The organism is Actinacidiphila glaucinigra (assembly GCF_900188405.1).
GTDB classification, from domain to species: domain Bacteria; phylum Actinomycetota; class Actinomycetes; order Streptomycetales; family Streptomycetaceae; genus Actinacidiphila; species Actinacidiphila glaucinigra.
This window is the reverse complement of sequence record NZ_FZOF01000002.1, coordinates 56,115-73,998: the sequence shown is the minus strand read 5'-3', so window position 1 is coordinate 73,998 and position 17,884 is coordinate 56,115. Positions and strand designations below refer to the sequence as shown.

The 17,884-nt window shown below is 74.8% G+C and carries 15 protein-coding genes; 9 read left to right on the top strand and 6 right to left on the bottom strand.

Features of this window, described 5'->3' with window-relative positions:
* The first annotated feature begins 172 nt into the window (after positions 1–172).
* Together CHF15_RS04260 and CHF15_RS04255 are read left to right on the top strand one after the other, a co-directional pair.
* Positions 173–1,558, top strand: a complete 1,386-nt coding sequence (locus CHF15_RS04260) for a cystathionine beta-synthase (protein WP_089222678.1) — start codon at positions 173–175, stop codon at positions 1,556–1,558.
* 356 nt (positions 1,559–1,914) lie between these two features.
* The gene (locus tag CHF15_RS04255; protein ID WP_245938658.1) at positions 1,915–2,736 is read left to right on the top strand and encodes an inositol monophosphatase family protein; all 822 of its coding nucleotides are present in this window, start codon (positions 1,915–1,917) and stop codon (positions 2,734–2,736) included.
* A 218-nt stretch (positions 2,737–2,954) separates the two neighbouring features.
* On the opposite strand, the gene CHF15_RS04250 is transcribed toward CHF15_RS04255, so the two are convergent.
* The gene (locus CHF15_RS04250; protein ID WP_089222257.1) at positions 2,955–3,401 is read right to left on the bottom strand and encodes a hypothetical protein; all 447 of its coding nucleotides are present in this window, start codon (positions 3,399–3,401) and stop codon (positions 2,955–2,957) included.
* Between the two features lie 86 nt (positions 3,402–3,487).
* Here CHF15_RS04250 and CHF15_RS04245 point away from each other — a divergent pair, with 86 nt between their 5' ends.
* Both CHF15_RS04245 and CHF15_RS04240 read left to right on the top strand, forming a co-directional pair.
* Positions 3,488–4,840 (top strand): acyl-CoA synthetase, encoded by a 1,353-nt coding sequence (locus CHF15_RS04245; protein ID WP_245938657.1) that lies wholly within the window; start codon positions 3,488–3,490, stop codon positions 4,838–4,840.
* A gap of 75 nt (positions 4,841–4,915) precedes the next feature.
* Positions 4,916–5,791: a MurR/RpiR family transcriptional regulator gene (locus CHF15_RS04240; protein ID WP_089222256.1), complete on the top strand. Its 876-nt coding sequence runs from the start codon at positions 4,916–4,918 to the stop codon at positions 5,789–5,791.
* A gap of 24 nt (positions 5,792–5,815) precedes the next feature.
* On the opposite strand, the gene CHF15_RS04235 is transcribed toward CHF15_RS04240, so the two are convergent.
* The 3 genes from CHF15_RS04235 to CHF15_RS04225 form a co-directional block, all read right to left on the bottom strand.
* Positions 5,816–7,036, bottom strand: coding sequence for a cytochrome P450 (locus CHF15_RS04235; RefSeq protein ID WP_089222255.1), 1,221 nt, complete (start codon positions 7,034–7,036; stop codon positions 5,816–5,818).
* A 73-nt stretch (positions 7,037–7,109) separates the two neighbouring features.
* Positions 7,110–8,474 (bottom strand): NAD(P)/FAD-dependent oxidoreductase, encoded by a 1,365-nt coding sequence (locus tag CHF15_RS04230; RefSeq protein ID WP_089222254.1) that lies wholly within the window; start codon positions 8,472–8,474, stop codon positions 7,110–7,112.
* Entirely contained in the window at positions 8,464–8,673 is a 210-nt protein-coding gene (locus tag CHF15_RS04225; RefSeq protein ID WP_089222253.1) for a ferredoxin, read from the bottom strand. Before CHF15_RS04225 ends, CHF15_RS04230 begins: the two co-directional genes overlap by 11 nt.
* A 152-nt stretch (positions 8,674–8,825) precedes the next feature.
* On the opposite strand from CHF15_RS04225, the gene CHF15_RS04220 reads away from it, so the two are divergent.
* A complete protein-coding gene (locus CHF15_RS04220) occupies positions 8,826–9,404 on the top strand; it encodes a hypothetical protein (protein ID WP_089222676.1) in 579 nt (192 codons plus the stop codon).
* A 27-nt stretch (positions 9,405–9,431) separates the two neighbouring features.
* On the opposite strand, the gene CHF15_RS04215 is transcribed toward CHF15_RS04220, so the two are convergent.
* Positions 9,432–10,721, bottom strand: a complete 1,290-nt coding sequence (locus CHF15_RS04215) for a type III PLP-dependent enzyme domain-containing protein (protein ID WP_089222252.1) — start codon at positions 10,719–10,721, stop codon at positions 9,432–9,434.
* 596 nt (positions 10,722–11,317) lie between these two features.
* Between CHF15_RS04215 and hutU the strand changes: the two genes are divergently transcribed.
* Genes hutU through hutI form a run of 4 tightly spaced genes read left to right on the top strand, consistent with a single transcriptional unit; the run spans position 11,318 to position 16,741 of the window.
* Entirely contained in the window at positions 11,318–13,012 is a 1,695-nt protein-coding gene (gene hutU, locus CHF15_RS04210; protein ID WP_089222251.1) for a urocanate hydratase, read from the top strand.
* A 17-nt stretch (positions 13,013–13,029) separates the two neighbouring features.
* Positions 13,030–14,217: an allantoate amidohydrolase gene (locus CHF15_RS04205; RefSeq protein ID WP_089222674.1), complete on the top strand. Its 1,188-nt coding sequence runs from the start codon at positions 13,030–13,032 to the stop codon at positions 14,215–14,217.
* Positions 14,214–15,572, top strand: a complete 1,359-nt coding sequence (locus tag CHF15_RS04200) for a formimidoylglutamate deiminase (RefSeq protein WP_089222675.1) — start codon at positions 14,214–14,216, stop codon at positions 15,570–15,572. The genes CHF15_RS04205 and CHF15_RS04200 overlap by 4 nt, the downstream gene beginning before the upstream one ends.
* The gene (gene hutI / locus CHF15_RS04195; protein WP_089222250.1) at positions 15,569–16,741 is read left to right on the top strand and encodes an imidazolonepropionase; all 1,173 of its coding nucleotides are present in this window, start codon (positions 15,569–15,571) and stop codon (positions 16,739–16,741) included. The genes CHF15_RS04200 and hutI overlap by 4 nt, the downstream gene beginning before the upstream one ends.
* Before the next feature lie 161 nt (positions 16,742–16,902).
* Here hutI and CHF15_RS04190 read toward each other — a convergent pair whose 3' ends face one another.
* On the bottom strand, positions 16,903–17,787 hold the full coding sequence (locus CHF15_RS04190) for an RNA polymerase sigma factor SigF (RefSeq protein WP_089222249.1): 885 nt from the start codon (positions 17,785–17,787) through the stop codon (positions 16,903–16,905).
* Positions 17,788–17,884: the final 97 nt, after the last annotated feature.

Here is a 17,884-nt window from a genome sequence, read left to right as displayed (position 1 = left end):
GTCGTAACTGCGACGTGTCGTGATCGCGCCACGGTGTGACTCTACAACCGGACCTTCCGGGGCGTAGGTAACACCAATGTGAAGCATGCGGAGCCCGGTCCCGGCAGGGACGGCCCCGGATGGGAAAACCGCTTACCCTGGCCTCACAATCACGGAGAACCCGGAGACAATGGTGCAGTTCCACGACTCGATGATCAGTCTCGTCGGCAACACCCCGCTGGTGAGGCTCAACAGCGTGACGGCAGGAATCCAGGCGACCGTCCTGGCCAAGGTCGAGTACTTCAACCCCGGCGGTTCGGTCAAGGACCGCATCGCGCTGCGGATGATCGAGGCCGCGGAGAAGAGCGGCGAGCTCAAGCCCGGCGGCACGATCGTGGAGCCCACCTCGGGCAACACGGGCGTCGGCCTGGCGATCGTGGCCCAGCAGAAGGGCTACCACTGCATCTTCGTCTGCCCGGACAAGGTCTCCGCGGACAAGATCAACGTCATGCGGGCCTACGGCGCCGAGGTCGTGGTCTGCCCCACCGCCGTGGACCCCGAGCACCCGGACTCGTACTACAACGTCTCCGACCGGCTGGTGCGCGAGACCCCGAACGCCTGGAAGCCGGACCAGTACAGCAACCCCAACAACCCGGCCTCGCACTACCACTCCACCGGCCCGGAGCTGTGGGAGCAGACCGAGGGGAAGATCACGCACTTCGTGGCGGGCGTCGGCACCGGCGGCACCATCTCCGGCACCGGCCGCTACCTGAAGGACGCCTCGGACGGCAGGGTGAAGGTCGTCGGCGCCGACCCGGAGGGCTCCGTCTACAGCGGCGGCTCGGGCCGCCCGTACCTCGTCGAGGGCGTCGGTGAGGACTTCTGGCCCACCGCCTACGACCGCACCGTCGCGGACGAGATCGTCCCGGTCTCGGACAAGGACTCCTTCCAGATGACCCGCCGCCTCGCCAAGGAGGAGGGCCTGCTCGTCGGCGGCTCCTGCGGCATGGCCGTCGTCGCGGCGCTGCGCGTGGCCGAGGGGCTCGGCCCGGACGACGTGGTGGTCGTCCTGCTGCCCGACTCCGGCCGCGGCTATCTGTCGAAGATCTTCAACGACGAGTGGATGGCCGACTACGGCTTCCTGGAGGAGGGCACCGGCCAGGCCCGCGTATCCGACGTGCTGGACCGCAAGGACGGCGGCATCCCGCACCTGGTGCACATGCACCCCGAGGAGACGGTCGGCCAGGCGATCGAGGTGCTGCGCGAGTACGGCGTCTCGCAGATGCCGATCGTCAAGCCGGGCGCCGGCCACCCCGACGTCATGGCCGCGGAGGTCATCGGCTCCGTCGTGGAGCGGGAGCTGCTCGACGCGCTGTTCACCAAGCGCGCCACCCTCGACGACCCGCTGGAGCGGCACATGAGCGCGCCGCTGCCGCAGGTGGGCTCCGGCGAGCCGGTCGGCGACCTGATGACGGTGCTGGGCTCGGCCGACGCCGCGATCGTGCTGGTCGAGGGCAAGCCGACGGGCGTGGTCAGCCGCCAGGACCTGCTCGCCTTCCTCGCCGAGGAGGCCAAGTAGCGGCACCCGGGACGTCCCCGGACGGCTCCGCCGCAGGTTCGCGGAAGTGGTACACCCACGTCACGTACCCGCAGCACGCCCTTAACACGGCTCCGGCACATTGGTGGATGTCGGCGGACGGCGCACCGGTCGCCCGGCCGACACCACGGATGTGGCGCCAAGGACCTCCGGAGCGGCTCCCGGACCTCCATGGTGACCCCAGGACGCGTGGCCCGGCCCTGATCCGGCCCGCGTCCCTCGCGGGGACCGCCGTCGTCCCGCCCCCCGGGTGACCGGGGGTGCGGCGGTTCCCGCGCAATCTGTGGAAGAGCGGTCCGCGCCCACGCGCGGGCCGCTCTTCTGGTTGAGTGGCCGCCGTGATCAGCGCACAGACGTTCGCAGCCGTCGAGGAGTCCATACGCACCGTGGCCGACGAGGAGGCGCTCGCCCGCTTCGGCCGCCTCGCCGAGGGCGACGTCGACGAGAAGAAGGGCCCGCTGGACCTCGTCACGGTCGCCGACCGCCGTGTCGAGGAACGCCTCACCCGTACGCTCACCCGTCTGCTGCCGGGTTCCGCCGTCATCGGCGAGGAGGCCGTGCACGCCGATCCCGCGCTGCTCGGGGCGCTGCTGGGCGAGGATCCCGTCTGGATCGTCGACCCGGTCGACGGCACCTCCAACTTCGTCCGCGGCGACTCCGCGTTCGTCACCCAGGTCGCCCTCGCCGCGCGCGGTGAGCTCCTCGCGTCCTGGACGTACCGGCCCGTCGAGGGGATCCTCGCCACCGCCCGGCGCGGCGAGGGCGCCCACGCGGGCGGCCGGCCGCTGCGGGCGGCCCCCGGCGGCGCGAGGGACGCGGACGAGGTGCTGCTGGTGGCCGGCGCCCGGCCCGCGCACCTCACCGCCGACCAGCACCGGCGGCTGTACGAGCTGGGGGCGGCGCACGGCGTCAAGCCCTGGGCCAGCGGCTCCGCCGGCTGCGACTACCTCGACGTCGCGCTCGGGCGGCTGGACGCGGCCACCTACGCCTACGACAACCCCTGGGACCACTCCGCCGGCATCCTGCTGGTCGCAGAGGCGGGCGGAACGGTGCTCGGCGCGGACGGGCTGCCGTTCCGCATGGCCGCGGGGCCGCTGCCCTTCGCCGCGGCGCGCGACGAGAGCGCGGCCCGCCGCGTCGTGGGACTGCTCACCGCGTAGCGGCGCGCCCGCCGTCCGTCGGCCGTCGCCGGCGGCCACGGAGCGGGCACCCCTGTGCCGGGCCCCGGCTGCGCACGGCCTGCCGCGGCTTTCGGCCCGGGGGTTCCCGTATCGTTCGGCCGGCTCCCTTGGGGGCGGGCCCCGGCGGGCCCGTGCGGCAGCGTGCACGCGCCGCCCTTCGGCCGTGACCGGTGCGGCGGGCTGACGCCGTCAGGCCGTCAGTCCTCCCAGGCGTCCGGGTCGTTGCCGCGGCGCGGGGCCGCGCTCCGCTCGTGGAACAGCCAGCCCAGCGAATGGGCGGCGTTGACGGCGACGATGCCGATCCAGGCGACGAGCAGCCCGGCCAGGTCGGCCTTGTCGGCCGCGATGGCCGACAGCGGGATGGCCATGATCAGGGAGAACGCCCCGAAGCCGTAGCGGGCGCCGAAACGGCTGCCGCCCCGGCCGCGCGCCTCCGGGCCGACCTGGCGCCCGGCACGGGCGAACGCCGTCTGGCTCTCGGCCAGTTCGCGGCGTACCTGCCGCTCCACCTGGGAGTCGATGCGCCGGTCCATCTTCTCCAGGAAGGAGTCGATGAGGGCCGACTCGTACTCCTCCCCCAGGTCCTTGCGCGCCTGGATGGTGGCGGCGAATTCCTTCTTGAGCTCTGGGTCACGGGCGTCCATGACGCCACCGTACGGACCGGCCGGTCCCGTGGCACTGGGGGAAACCCCCGAACCTTCTCAGGGGTCGCCCCCAGTAGGGTCGTCCCGTGACCGGACCCGTGCCGCGCCTGCTGACCGCCCTCCACGACGCCCCGTCCGACCGCCCGGACGCGGTCACCGTCGACGGACGCACCTGCTCACGCGAGGAACTGCTCGGCGCCGCGGGCGCCTTCGCGGCGCGCGTCGCGGGTGCCCCCGCGGTCGCGGTGCACGCGACACCGTCCCTGGAGACGGTCGCGGCGGTCGTCGGCGGTCTCCTGGCGGGCGTACCGGTCGTCCCGGTGCCGCCCGACGCGGGGCCCTCCGAGCGCGACCACATCCTGCGCGACTCCGGGGCCGTGCAGGCGCCCCCGGCCGTCCTCACCGAGCGGCGGTCCTGGGACGGCCCCGAGCCGGACCCGGACACCACGGCCCTCGTCCTGTACACCTCCGGCACCACCGGCGCGCCCAAGGGCGTCCTCGTCCCGCGCCGCGCGGTCGCCGCCGACCTGGACGCCCTCGCCGGGGCCTGGGAGTGGACGCCGGAGGACACCCTCGTCCACGGGCTGCCGCTCTTCCACGTGCACGGTCTGGTGCTCGGCGTGCTCGGCGCGCTGCGCACCGGGAGCCGTCTGGTCCACACCGGCCGCCCGACACCGCAGGCGTACGCGGCGGCGGGCGGCAGCCTGTACTTCGGCGTGCCGACCGTCTGGGGCCGGGTCGCGCGGGACGCGGAGTCCGCCCGGGCGCTGAGCGGCGCCCGGCTGCTGGTCTCCGGCAGCGCGCCGCTGCCGGCGCCGGTCTTCCGCGACCTGGAGGCGCTGACCGGGCAGCGGCCGGTCGAGCGCTACGGCATGACCGAGACCCTGATCACGGTCAGCACCCGGGCGGCCGGGGAGCGGCGCCCCGGTTCCGTCGGGCTGCCGCTGCCGGGGATCCGCACCCGGATCGCCGCCGAGCCGGGCGCGGAGATCGGCGAGCTCCAGCTCACCGGACCCACCCTCTTCGACGGCTACCTGGGACGGCCGGAGGCGACGGCTGCCTCGTACACCGAGGACGGCTGGTTCCGCACCGGGGACATCGCGGCGATCGAGCCGGACGGCATGCACCGGATCGTCGGACGGGCGTCCACCGACCTGATCAAGTCCGGCGGCTACCGGATCGGCGCGGGCGAGGTGGAGAACGCCCTGCTGGACCATCCCGCGGTGCGCGAGGCGGCCGTGGTGGGCGCCCCGCACGCCGACCTCGGCCAGGAGATCGTGGCCTACGTGGTGGCGGACGGGGTCGGCGAACGCGAGCTGATCGACTTCGTGGCCGGCCACCTGTCGGCGCACAAGCGCCCCCGCAAGGTCCGCTTCCTGACCGAACTGCCGCGCAACGCGATGGGCAAGCCGCAGAAGAAGCTGCTGCCGCCCGTGTGAGCCGGGGCGCCTTGCCCTCCTGTATGGAATCATGCAGAGTCATCGGCACATGAATGGCCGAGCGGAGAGGGCGTCATGGCCACCGAGAACGCCACCGGAGCCGACGGGACGGACACCGCGTCGGCGCGCCTGGTGAAGCTGTTCGAAGCGCACCGGCTCACGCCCACCCAGCGCCGCATCGCCCACTGCCTCGTCCGCCGGGCCGCCGACGCGCCCTTCCTGTCCAGCGTCGAGGTCGCGGACCTCGCCGGGGTGAGCCAGCCCTCCGTGACCCGCTTCGCCGTCGCGCTCGGCTTCGACGGCTACCCCGCGCTCCGCCGCCACCTGCGCGAGGTCGCCCCCGCCGCGGGGCCCCAGGGGCAGCCGGCCGGGGACGCGTACAACGAGTACCAGGAAGCGGTGCAGGCCGAGATCGAGAACCTGCGGCACCTCGCCGCGCTGCTCGCCGACCCGGCCCCCGTGGCCCGCGCGGGCGCCCTGCTCGCCGCGTCCCGGCCGCTGCCCGTGCTGGGGCTGCGCGCCGCGGCCGCCCAGGCCCGGGGCTTCTGCTACTTCGCGGCCAAGGTGCACCCCGACGTCCGCCTCCTCGACGAGGCCGGCAGCATGCTCGCCGACCGCGTCGACGCCGCCGTGCGGGCCGGGGCGAGCGCCCTGCTGTGCTTCGCGCTGCCCCGGCACCCTCGCGAGGTGGTCGAGGCGCTGGAGTACGCACGCTCGTGCGGGCTGACCGTCGTCACCGTCGCCGACAGCGCCTTCGCGCCGGTCGCCGCCCACTCCGACGTCCTGCTCCCGGCGGCCGTCGGCACGGGGCTCGCCTTCGACACCGCGTGCGCGCCGATGCTGCTCGGGCGGGTGCTGCTGGAGGCCGTGTGCGACGGGCTGCCGGACGCGCAGGCGCGGCTGGAGGAGTTCGACGCCAAGGCCGCGGCGCAGGGCCTGTTCGTGGAGTGACCCGGGACCGGGTCCGGCCCACGGTCAGACGCCCGCCCCGTCGTGCTCCACGAGCAGATGGCGCGGACCGCGCAGCACCGGACTGCGCCGGTACGGGGGCGGGTCGTCCACCAGCCGGAGGCCGTCCAGGGTGCGCAGCAGCGCGGTGAGGGCGATCTGCGCCTCCAGCCGGGCGAGCGGCGCCCCGAAGCAGCTGTGGACGCCGCTGCCGAAGCCCAGGTGCTGGTTGTCCGTGCGCCGCGGGTCGAACCGGTCGGGGTCGCGGAACCGCCGCGGATCGCGGCTGCCGGAGGCGAGCACCAGGATCAGCGGCGCCCCCTTGGGCACGGTGACCCCCGCGACCTCGACGTCCACCAGCGGGGTGCGCTGGGGCAGCATCTGCACGGGCGGCTCGAACCGCAGCAGTTCCTCCACCGCTCGCGGCATCAGGGCCGGTTCGCGGCGCAGCAGTTCCAGCTGGTCGGGCCGGCGCAGCAGGGTGAGCATCCCGTTGGTGATCAGGTTGACGGTGGTCTCGTGCCCGGCGACGAGCAGCAGCACCGAGGTGACCATCAGCTCGATCCGGTTCAGCCCGCCGGCCGGGTCCTGGTCGTTGACGAACGCCGACAGCAGGTCGTCGGAGGGCTTGCCGCGCCGCCCCTCGGCCAGTCCGCCCAGGTATACCCCCATCGCCCGGCGGGCCTCGGTGGCGGCCTGCGTGCGCTCGGTGGGGTCCTGGTCGGGGTTGAGGTCGAGTCCGCCGACGATCGCGTCGGACCAGCCGCGGAACTTCGGCTCGTCCTCCCGGGGCACGCCCAGCAGCCGGCAGATCACGGTGACGGGGAGCGGGTAGGCGAAGTCGTCGACGATGTCGACGCGCTGCCTGCCGCGGAGCCCGGCGACGAGTTCGTCGGCGATGCGAACGATCTCGCCGTGCATGGCGTCCACCCGGCCGGGGGTGTGCGGCGGGCCGAAGGGCCGCATCGTGGTGCGGCGGAGCCGGTCGTGCTCGGGGTCGTCCAGGCCGATGAAGGACGGCGCCAGTTCCGCGGCCAGCCGGGCCTCCTCCGGGTCGCTGCGGTGGCGCCGGTCGGAGCTGATCCGCGGGTCGTGCAGCAGGGCCGTGATCTCGTGGTAGGTGCCGACGAGATAGCTGCCGTCGTCCTGCGGCGCCACCTTGCTCTCGCGGAGTTCGGCGTACAGCGGGTACGGATCGGGCCGGCTGGCGTAGTCGGTGATCCTTCGGAACAGCGTGTCCGCAGCCATGCGCGGGGGCTCCTCGTCGTCGGGGGCCCCGGCGTCCTGCCACGGCCCGTCCGCGGTGCGGTCGGCGGCGGCCTCAGCCGCCGGGACGCACCAGGGTCAGGCGCCGGTCCGGCAGATGACCGGTGAGGGCGACCGTCGGGCCGTGCGAGAGCACCGCGGGGTCGGGCACGTCGGACGGCAGGGGGATCATCGGGGCGGTGCGGTCGGCGGCCCCGGGCTCGGGCGGGAACGGCGCGGCCGTCTCGATCAGGTTCTGGTAGTAGTCCAGCCACTTGGCCCGGTTGACCGACACCGCCGCCGTGATGCGGCCCTTGTAGCCGTAGACGACGACCAGCCGGGCCTCGCGCAGCGAGCCCTGGGCGACGACGACCTGGTCGGAGTAGGTGGGCACGCCCACCGACTTGATGTTGTGGCCGAACTGGCTGGACCAGAAGGTCGGCACCGCCAGGTGCGGCCGCCGGAAGGGTCCCGCGCTGACCATGTTGTGCGCCGCCACCTCGGCCTGCGCGACCGCGTTGCCCCAGTGCTCCAGGGCGATCAGCTGGTAGCCGAAGAGCGGGTGCGGGAAGCGGGCCACGTCCCCGGCGACGAACACGTCGTCGGTGACGATGCCGTACATGTTGAAGGCGCGGCAGCCGGCGTCGCACGTCACGCCGCGCGGGCCCGCGGCCAGGCCCGACTCGGCCAGCCACTCGGTGTTGCGGACGGCGCCGAGGGCGACCACGGCCACGTCCGCCTCGACGGTGCTCCCGTCCGAGAGCCGGGCGCCGGTCAGCCGGCCGTCACCCTCCAGTGAGGTGACCTGCACCCCGCAGCGGAGGTCGACCCCGTGCCTGCGGTGCATCTCAGCGGCGACCGCGGCGAGTGTCCCGCCGAGCGCCCCCACCAGGGGCGCGGGGCCGCGCTCCACCACGGTCACGGGGATGTCCCGCTCCCGGCAGGCGGAGGCGATCTCCGAGCCGGTGAACCCGGCGCCGATCACCAGCACCCGCCGGGGCCCGGCGTCCAGCCGCTCGGCGAGCCCGGCCGCGTCGTCACTGGTCCGCAGCGCGAACACGCCGTCCAGGGCGGCCTCGGCGGGGTTCGGCCAGGGCCGCGCGCGGGTGCCGGTGGCGATCAGCAGGCGGTCGTACGGCACTTCCTCGCCGTTCGCGAGGAAGACCCGCTTGCCGATCCCGTCGACCCCGGTGGCGGCGACGCCCAGCTTCCACTGCGCGTCCACCGGGCGGCGCGCGGGGAGCCCGGTCCCCGTCGCGGGCACCCGGCCGAGCAGCACCTGCTTCGACAGCGGCGGCCGGTCGTACGGCGGGTGCGGCTCGTCGCCCACCAGGGTCAGCGATCCCTCGAACCCCTCGTCGCGCAGCGTCTCGGCGGCCCGCAGGCCGGCCAGGGACGCGCCGACGACGACGATGCGCCCGTCGCGCAGCTCACCGGACATCGGCACCAGCCGCCCCGCCCACGAGGATGGCCTGCACCGGGCACGCCACCGCGGCCCGGTGGACGCGCTCCTGCTGGTCCTCCGGGACGGCTGGGACGTACAGCAGTGCCTCCTCGCCGTGCAGTTCGAAGACCTCGGGAGCGAGGAACGCGCACTGCGCGTAGGCCTGGCAGCGATTGAGGTCGACCACGATGTTCATACGCACCACTCCAGCCCCAGAGGCCCCTGCTTTCAGTCGTATCACTGCCTCCGGGGCCCCGCATGCGGTGCCGTTCTCACGGAATTCTGATGTTCCGTGAGTAACCTCCCTCCCCAGCACTCTCGGATCGAGCCGTGGAGGAGGAGGCAGCGGTGGTGCGTGGAACGTATGTGCTGGCACGGGTGGCGGTCCTGGTACGGGTGCCGGGGCGGTGGCTGTGGTGGCTGGGGGTCGTCGCCGCGGGCGTCGGGGTCTTCGTGCCCGGACTGACCGGCCGCCGCATCGGGGTGCTGGGCGGTGCGGCGCTCTTCGTGGTCGCCGCCGCGGTGGCCTTCCTGGCGCGCCGGCGGCGGTACACGGCCCTCGCGGAGGCGGCGGAGCGCGCGCCCCGGAGCGTCTTCCTGCAGGACCGCCGGGTGACCGCCCGCGCCTGGGTCCGGGCCCGCCGGTGGTGGCTGCTCGGGGCGTTCGCGGCGGCCCTCGCGTCCGGCGTCGCGGCGCCGGGAACGGCGGGGATGCTGCTCGCGGGCGCCGGTGCGGGGCTGTGGGCGAAGGCGGTGCGCCTGGGGCGCTGGGAGCGGGCGCACGACACGCTGTTGTGGGTCCGGCCCGAGCACGCGGGACGCGGTCCCGCCGCCCGTTCCGTCCCCGGTTACGAGGCCACCGGGCCGGTGGCCGGTGACGCCGGTCCCGGCGGCTCCGCCCGCCGCCGCGTCGCGGCGGCCGGCTGAGCCGTCCGGGTGACGGGCGGCGCCGGTTCAGCCGCCGCTCTCCCGTACGAGCTCCTCGAGGGTCTGCGCGCGGCGCAGGGTGCGGAAGGCCGGGCCGGGCCCGGAGTAGCCGTGGACGGCGGGGCGGGGCAGCGAGTTGTACGCGAAGTGCGTGGAGAAGTAGTACGCCCCCGTGTCGGGCAGGGCCACGAGGTCGCCCTCGGTGAGCAGCGGCAGTTCGCGCGCCGCCGCGACGAGGTCGCCCGCGAAGCAGCACGGCCCGGCGACGTCCTGGACGACCGGCTCGCCGTCCTTGGGCCGCCCCTTAGGGTCCAGCGCCAGCACCCGCAGCGGCCAGGCGCCGGGCGCGAAGACCGTACGCGTGGCGACCTGGGCGCCGGCGTGCGTCACGGCGATCGCGCGGCCCCCGGCGGTCTTGGCGTACTCCACCCGCGCCAGGATCGTGCCCGCCTTGGCCACCAGCGACCGCCCGAACTCCGTGACCAGCGCGTACCGCCCGTCGAAGAGCCCGGGCAGCGCGGCGCGGAGCGCGTCGGCGTAGGCGCGGAAGCCCGGCCGGACCTCGTCGGAGGCGAAGTTGACCGGCAGGCCGCCGCCGATGTCGAGGGTGGTGACCTGCCGCCGCCCGGCCGCCGTGTTGATCCGCTCGGCGAGCTCGTAGGCCGCGCGGACGCCGGCCGCCATCAGCTCCAGGGGCACGCCCTGCGACCCGGTGTGGGTGTGCAGCCGGGTCAGCCAGGGCCGGTCGAGGTAGGCGCGGACCACCCAGTCCACCGCGCCCTCGTCGCGCAGGGCGACGCCGAACTTCGACGTGGCGGTGGCCGTGCTCATCGCCCCGATGCTGCCCGCGCCGACCTGGGGGTTGACGCGCAGACCCAGCGGGGCGGCGGCGGTGCCGGGCGGCACCAGCCGGTCCAGGCGCGCCAGTTCCTGCGGGTTGTCGGCGTTGAGGGCGATGCCGAGGGCCAGCGCCTCCCGCAGTTCGTCCGGGGTCTTGGCGGGGGAGTCCAGCACGATCCTGCCGGGGGGTACGCCCGCCGCCCGGGCCAGGGCGAGCTCGCCGGGGCTGGCGACCTCCGCGCCGACGCCCTCCTCGGACAGCAGCCGCAGCACCGGCACCAGCGAGGCCGCCTTGACCGCGAAGGTGTGGGTGACCTCCACCCCGGGGGTGGCGAAGGCCGCCCGCAGATCGGCGGCGGCCGCCCGGACCCCGTCCAGGTCGAGCAGCCCGACCACGGGCCTGTCCGGGGCGATCAGTCTCCGTTCGACAGCCGCGCGCAGTGCCCGTTCCCGTCGTGCCGCAGGTTCCTCGGTCATACGGCCATCGTGTCAGGCCGGGCCCGCGAGGGGCCGGGTCCCGGTGAGCGCGCGTGACGCCCGCGCCGGGGGCGCCGGAGGGTGCCTGCCGGTGGGCTGCCGCCCGGGCCCGGGCCTGCGGTCCGCTCACACGCCGTCCAGGGCGCGTCACCCCCCGGGTGGGTGGCGCCTCGCAGCGCTCCCCGCCCGCAGGACCGCCGCTGTCCGTCCGGCTCGCCCTGGGAGCCGCCCGGCAACGGGCGTGCCGAGGCCGGCCGGGCTCCGCCGTCTCGGCCGGGCGGTCCGCCCGCGCATCGTGCGGGGCGTCGCCGCCGATCGCCGGGTCCGCCCCGGTCGGTACGGGGTGCCGGCGCGACCGGGCCGGGCCGGGCGCCCTGCTGCCGGTGCCGGTGCCGGTGCCGGGGTGCGGAGTGGCGGGCCGCGGGTCCGTGGCCGCCGGGGCCCAGGGTTCGGGCCCGATCCGGGGAGCCGCCCGGTGGGTACGAGCCGGCCGGAAGGGGAACGTGTCCGGGGCAGGTCCCGGCGGCCCGGTTGACTGGGGCTATTCAGCAGACCAGGATGTGAATGACTCAATCCAGTCGCGAGGAGGCAGGGGCATGACCGGAACCGGCGCCGGACCGAGGACCGTACGCGCACCGCGCGGCAGCGCGCTCACCACGCAGGGCTGGCAGCAGGAAGCCGCACTGCGCATGCTGCAGAACAACCTCGACCCCGAGGTCGCCGAGCACCCCGAGAAGCTGGTCGTCTACGGCGGCACCGGCAAGGCCGCCCGCGACTGGCGCTCCTTCGACGCCATGGTGCGCACCCTCCAGAGCCTCAAGCAGGACGAGACGATGCTCGTCCAGTCCGGCCGCCCGGTCGGCGTCATGCAGACCCACGAGTGGGCGCCCCGCGTGCTCATCGCCAACTCCAACCTCGTGGGCGACTGGGCCACCTGGGAGGAGTTCCGCCGCCTGGAGGCGCTGGGGCTGACCATGTACGGCCAGATGACGGCCGGTTCGTGGATCTACATCGGCACCCAGGGCATCCTCCAGGGCACCTACGAGACCTTCGCCGCCGTCGCGGAGAAGAAGTTCGGCGGCAGCCTGGCCGGCACCATCACCCTCACCGCCGGACTCGGCGGCATGGGCGGCGCCCAGCCGCTCGCCGTCACCATGAACGGCGGCGTCGCGATCTGCATCGACGTCGACCCCCGCGCCATCGAGCGCCGCATCGAGCACCGCTACCTGGACGTGCGCGCGGACTCCCTGGAGCACGCCCTCGCGCTGGCCACCGAGGCCCGCGACCAGCGCAAGCCGCTGAGCATCGGCGTCCTCGGCAACGCCGCCGAGCTGGTGCCGCAACTGCTGGCCATGGACGCGCCCATCGACATCGTCACCGACCAGACCTCCGCCCACGACCCGCTGGCGTACCTGCCGATCGGTGTCGACTTCGAGGACATGGCCTCGTACGCCGCCGAGAAGCCCGCCGAGTTCACCCAGCGCGCCCGCGAGGCGATGGCCCGGCACGTCGAGGCCATGGTCGGCTTCATGGACGCGGGCGCCGAGGTGTTCGACTACGGCAACTCCATCCGCGGCGAGGCCCAGCTCGCGGGCTACGAGCGGGCGTTCGCCTTCCCCGGCTTCGTCCCGGCCTACATCCGCCCGCTGTTCTGCGAGGGCAAGGGCCCCTTCCGCTGGGCGGCGCTGTCCGGCGACCCGGCCGACATCGCCAAGACCGACAAGGCGATCCTGGAGCTCTTCCCGGAGAACGAGTCGCTGGCCCGATGGATCAGGATGGCCGGTGAGCGGGTCCACTTCCAGGGCCTGCCCGCGCGCATCTGCTGGCTCGGCTACGGCGAGCGCGACAAGGCCGGCGAGCGCTTCAACGAGATGGTCGCCGACGGCACCCTGGCCGCCCCGGTCGTCATCGGCCGCGACCACCTCGACGCGGGCTCCGTCGCCTCCCCGTACCGCGAGACCGAGGCCATGCTCGACGGCTCGGACGCCATCGCCGACTGGCCGCTGCTCAACGCCATGGTCAACGTCGCCTCCGGCGCCTCCTGGGTCTCCATCCACCACGGCGGCGGCGTCGGCATCGGCCGTTCCATCCACGCCGGCCAGGTCACCGTCGCCGACGGCACCAAGCTGGCGGGCGAGAAGATCCGCCGCGTGCTCACCAACGACCCCGGCATGGGTGTCATCCGGCACGTCGACGCCGGGTACGAGCGCGCCGAGGAGGTCGCCGCCGAGCGCGGTGTGCGGGTTCCGATGCGCGAGGGCGCCGAGGGCGCCGAAGGCGGGGAGGCGTGACCTCCTCGTTCCACGGGATGTGGGCGGAGTTGCGGCCCATCGGCCGCGACTCCGGCTCCGGGGGCTACCGCCGCTACGCCTGGACCGGTGCGGACACCGACTGCCGCGCCTGGTTCCAGGCACAGGCCGAGAGCCGCGGTCTGGTGTATGAGCTGGACCGCAACGGCAACCAGTGGGCCTGGCTCGGCGACCCCGCCGCCGGGGACGCCGTCGTCACCGGCTCGCACCTGGACTCGGTGCCCGACGGCGGCGCCTTCGACGGCCCGCTGGGCGTCGTGTCGTCCTTCGCGGCGCTGGACGAGCTGCGCGCCCGCGGCGCCGCCCCCGCCAAGCCGCTGGCGATCGTCAACTTCGGCGACGAGGAGGGCGCCCGCTTCGGGCTGGCCTGCGTCGGCTCCCGGCTGACCGCCGGGCAGCTGTCCGCCGGGAAGGCCCGGGAGCTGCGCGACGGTGACGGGGTCACCCTCGCGCAGGCCATGGAACGCGCCGGCCACGACCCCGAGGCGATCGGCCCCGACCCCGAACGCCTCGCCCGCATCGGCGCGTTCGTCGAACTGCACGTGGAGCAGGGCCGCGCCCTGGCCGACACCCCGCACGCCGTGGGCGTCGCCTCCGCCATCTGGCCGCACGGCCGCTGGCGGTTCGACTTCCACGGCGAGGCCAACCACGCGGGCACCACCCGCCTGGAGGACCGCCGCGACCCGATGCTGACGTACGCCAACACCGTGCTGGCGGCCCGCAAGAAGGCCCGGCTCGCCGGGGCGCTGGCCACCTTCGGCAAGGTCGGCGTCGAGCCCAACGGCGTCAACGCCATCGCCTCTCTGGTGCGCGGCTGGCTGGACTCGCGCGCCGCCGACGAGGCCACGCTGGCCGAGGTCGTCGGCGAGATCGAGCGCGCCGCGGTCGAGCGGGGCGAGCGCGACGGGGTCCGGGTCGAGGTCACCCGGGAGTCCTTCACCCCGGTCGTGGAGTTCGCGCACGGCCTGCGCGACGAGCTCGTCAAGCTGCTGGGCGAAGTACCCGTGCTGCCGACCGGGGCGGGACACGACGCCGGCATCCTCTCCGAGGCCGTCCCGACCGCCATGCTGTTCGTACGGAACCCCACCGGGGTCTCGCACTCCCCGGCCGAGACGGCCACCGAGGACGACTGCCTGGCCGGGGTGACCGCACTCGCCGACGTACTGGAGGGCCTGGCGTGTCGCTGACGCCGCAGAGCTACTGGGCCGAGTACGCGTGTACGGGCGGCCGCGTCGAACGGGGCGTGGTCGTCGACACCGCCGCCGACGGCCGGATCGCCGCCGTGCGCACCGGGGCCGCCGCGCCGCCCGTCGGGGCCGTGACGCTGCGCGGGCTCACCCTGCCGGGCCTGGCCAACGCCCACAGCCACGCCTTCCACCGGGCCCTGCGCGGCACCGTGCAGCAGGGCAGCGGCACCTTCTGGACCTGGCGCGAGGCCATGTACCGGGTGGCGGCCGCGCTCACCCCCGACACGTACTTCGACCTCGCCCGCGCCGCGTACGCGGAGATGGCGCTGGCCGGCATCACGTGCGTCGGCGAGTTCCACTACGTGCACCACCGGGCGGGCGGGGCGCCCTACGAGGAGCCCAACGCCATGGGCGAGGCGCTGATCGCCGCCGCCGCCGAGGCGGGCATCCGGATCACCCTCCTCGACACCGTCTACCTCTCCTCCGGCTTCGGCGCCGCCCCCGAACCGCACCAGCTGCGCTTCAGCGACGGCGACGCCGAGGCCTGGGCCGAACGCGCCACCGCCCTGGCCGACCGGCCCCACGCGCGGATCGGTGCGGCGGTCCACTCGGTGCGCGCCGTCCCCGCCGCCCAGCTGGCCACCGTCGTGCGCTGGGCCGAGGACCGCCAGGCGCCGCTGCACGTCCACCTGTCCGAGCAGCCCGCCGAGAACGAGGCCTGCCACGCGGCGCACGGCGTCACCCCCACCCGGCTCCTCGCCGACCACGGCGTGCTCGGCCCGCGCACCTCGGCCGTGCACGCCACGCACCTCACCGACGAGGACATCGCGCTGCTCGGCGGCTCCGGCACCACGATCTGCATGTGCCCGACCACCGAACGGGACCTCGCCGACGGGATCGGCCCGGCCAAGCGGCTGCAGGAGGCGGGCAGCCCGCTCAGCCTCGGCAGCGACAGCCACGCCGTGATCGACCTGTTCGAGGAGGCGCGGGCCATGGAGCTGGACGAGCGGCTGCGCACCCGCACCCGCGGGCACTGGACCGCCGCCCAGCTGCTGCGCGCCGCCACCGCCGACGGCCACGCCTCGCTCGGCTGGGCCGACGCCGGACGGCTGGAGGCGGGCGCGCTCGCCGACTTCACCACCATCGCGCTGGACAGCGCGCGCACCGCGGGCCCCCCGGCCCGGCTCGGCGCCGAGACCGCCGTCTTCGCGGCCACCGGGGCCGACGTCCGCCACACGGTGGTCGGCGGCCGCCACGTCGTCCGCGACGGCGCGCACCAGCTCGTCCACGACGTGGGCGCGGCCCTGGCCGCCGCGATCTCCGCCGTCCCCGCCGCCGAAGGAAACCCGTCATGAGCAGCAGCGTCATCACCCGCATCGGCAGCCTGGTCACCAACGACCCGGCGCTCGGGGAGGGCCCGCTCGGCCTGCTGGAGGACGCGGCCGTCGTCATCGACGGCGAGCACGTGGCCTGGGTCGGCCCCTCCGCCGCGGCGCCCGCCGCGGACGAGTCGTACGACGCGGCCGGACGGGCCGTCATCCCGGGCTTCGTCGACTCCCACTCGCACCTGGTCTTCGCCGGCGACCGCACCCGCGAGTTCAACGCCCGCATGTCCGGGCAGGCGTACACCGCGGGCGGCATCCGCACCACCGTCGCCGCCACCCGCGCGGCGAGCGACGACGAGCTGCACGCCAACGTCGCCCGCTACGTCGCCGAGGCCCTGCGCCAGGGCACCACCACCATCGAGACCAAGTCCGGCTACGGCCTCACCCCGCACGACGAGGCCCGCGCGCTGCGCATCGCGGGCGACCACGCCGACGAGGTCACCTTCCTCGGCGCGCACATCGTCGCCCCGGAGTACGCCGACGACCCGGCCGGCTACGTCGACCTGGTGACCGGCCCGATGCTCGATGCCTGCGCCCCGTACGCCCGTTGGGTCGACGTCTTCTGCGAGCGCGGCGCCTTCGACGGCGACCAGGCCCGCGCCATCCTCACCGCCGGTGCCGCCCGCGGCCTGGTCCCGCGGGTGCACGCCAACCAGCTCGGCCACGGCCCGGGCGTGCAGCTCGCCGTGGAGCTGGACGCGGCCTCCGCCGACCACTGCACCCACCTCACCGACGCCGACGTCGACGCGCTCGCCGGCGGCCGCACGGTCGCGACCCTGCTGCCCGGCGCCGAGTTCTCCACCCGCGCGGTCTACCCCGACGCGCGGCGGCTGATCGACGCGGGCGCGACGGTCGCCCTGTCCACGGACTGCAACCCCGGCTCCTCCTTCACCAGCTCCATGCCCTTCTGCGTCGCCGTCGCGGTACGGGACATGCGGATGACCCCCGACGAGGCGGTGCGGGCCGCGACCCTGGGCGGGGCGCTGGCGCTGCGCCGGGACGACGTCGGACGGCTCGCGCCCGGCGCGCGGGCCGACGTGGTCGTGCTGGACGCCCCGTCGCACGTCCACCTCGCCTACCGGCCCGGTGTGCCGCTGGTGTCCGCCGTATGGCGGCGCGGGGTGCGCGAATCGATCTGACCCGCGCCAGGCGCGGGCGGATGCGGCCGACACGGCCTCCCCCCGCCTCCTCGCCTGCCCGCCCTGGCCGAACGCGGCCGGATCGCCGCGGGCGAACGCCGCGGGCCCGGTGAGAGAACTCTCACCGGGCCCGTCGCGCCGTACCGGGGAAGGGGAGCGGGTCACTCCTCCACGAGCAGCCCCCGCCGCAGACGCCCGAGGGTGCGGCTGAGCAGCCGTGACACGTGCATCTGGGAGATGCCCAGCTCGTCGCCGATCTCGGACTGTGTCATGTTGCCCACGAAGCGCAGCGAGAGGATCTGCCGGTCGCGCGCCGGGAGCTCGGCGATCAGCGGCTTGAGGGACTCCACGTACTCGATCCCCTCCAGACCGTGGTCCTCGTAGCCGATGCGGTCGGCGAGCGCCCCTTCGGTGTCGTCCTCCTCGGGCTGGGCGTCCAGCGAGCTCGCGGTGTACGCGTTGCTCGCGCTCATGCCCTCGACGACCTCGCCCTCGGTGATCTGCAGCCGGTCGGCCAGCTCGGCGACGGTCGGCGCGCGGTCCAGCTGCTGCGCGAGCTCGTCACCGGCCTTGGCCAGGTCCAGCCGGAGCTCCTGCAGCCGCCGCGGCACCCGCACGGACCAGGAGGTGTCGCGGAAGAAGCGCTTGATCTCGCCGATGATGGTCGGCATCGCGAACGTGGGGAACTCGACCCCGCGGCTCAGCTCGAAGCGGTCGATGGCCTTGATCAGCCCGATCGTGCCGACCTGGACGATGTCCTCGACCGGCTCGCTGCGGGAGCGGAACCGGGAGGCGGCGAACTTCACCAGGGCGAGGTTGAGCTCGACCAGGGTGTTGCGCACATAGCTGTACTCATGGGTGCCCTCCTCCAGCGTCTCGAGTCGCCGGAAGAGCGTCTTGGACAGGGCCCGTGCGTCGACCGGACCCACCTCGTCGAAGGGCGGGATCTCCGGGAGGTCCTCCAGGCCCTCCGGTGTTCCGTGTTCCTCGTGGACGCCGGCCTCGGTGGTCGCCGACGCGTCGTGCGCGTCGAGACGGGGTGCCATGCTCTCCTCCCTCGGGGTGCGGCGGCAGGGCAAGCGGAGCCTGAAATTCAGCCCACACTCAACGCCTACCCCGTTCGGCACGGATATTGCAACCCGG

Bases quoted from the DNA above. Each gene is read 5' to 3' on its own strand.
- CHF15_RS04250 (WP_089222257.1), bottom strand. From the start codon at position 3,401: ATGGACGCCCGTGACCCAGAGCTCAAGAAGGAATTCGCCGCCACCATC.
- CHF15_RS04240 (WP_089222256.1), top strand. From the start codon at position 4,916: ATGGCCACCGAGAACGCCACCGGAGCCGACGGGACGGACACCGCGTCG.
- CHF15_RS04235 (WP_089222255.1), bottom strand. From the start codon at position 7,036: ATGGCTGCGGACACGCTGTTCCGAAGGATCACCGACTACGCCAGCCGG.
- CHF15_RS04230 (WP_089222254.1), bottom strand. From the start codon at position 8,474: ATGTCCGGTGAGCTGCGCGACGGGCGCATCGTCGTCGTCGGCGCGTCC.
- CHF15_RS04225 (WP_089222253.1), bottom strand. From the start codon at position 8,673: ATGAACATCGTGGTCGACCTCAATCGCTGCCAGGCCTACGCGCAGTGC.
- CHF15_RS04215 (WP_089222252.1), bottom strand. From the start codon at position 10,721: ATGACCGAGGAACCTGCGGCACGACGGGAACGGGCACTGCGCGCGGCT.
- hutU (WP_089222251.1), top strand. From the start codon at position 11,318: ATGACCGGAACCGGCGCCGGACCGAGGACCGTACGCGCACCGCGCGGC.
- CHF15_RS04205 (WP_089222674.1), top strand. From the start codon at position 13,030: ATGTGGGCGGAGTTGCGGCCCATCGGCCGCGACTCCGGCTCCGGGGGC.
- hutI (WP_089222250.1), top strand. From the start codon at position 15,569: ATGAGCAGCAGCGTCATCACCCGCATCGGCAGCCTGGTCACCAACGAC.
- CHF15_RS04190 (WP_089222249.1), bottom strand. From the start codon at position 17,787: ATGGCACCCCGTCTCGACGCGCACGACGCGTCGGCGACCACCGAGGCC.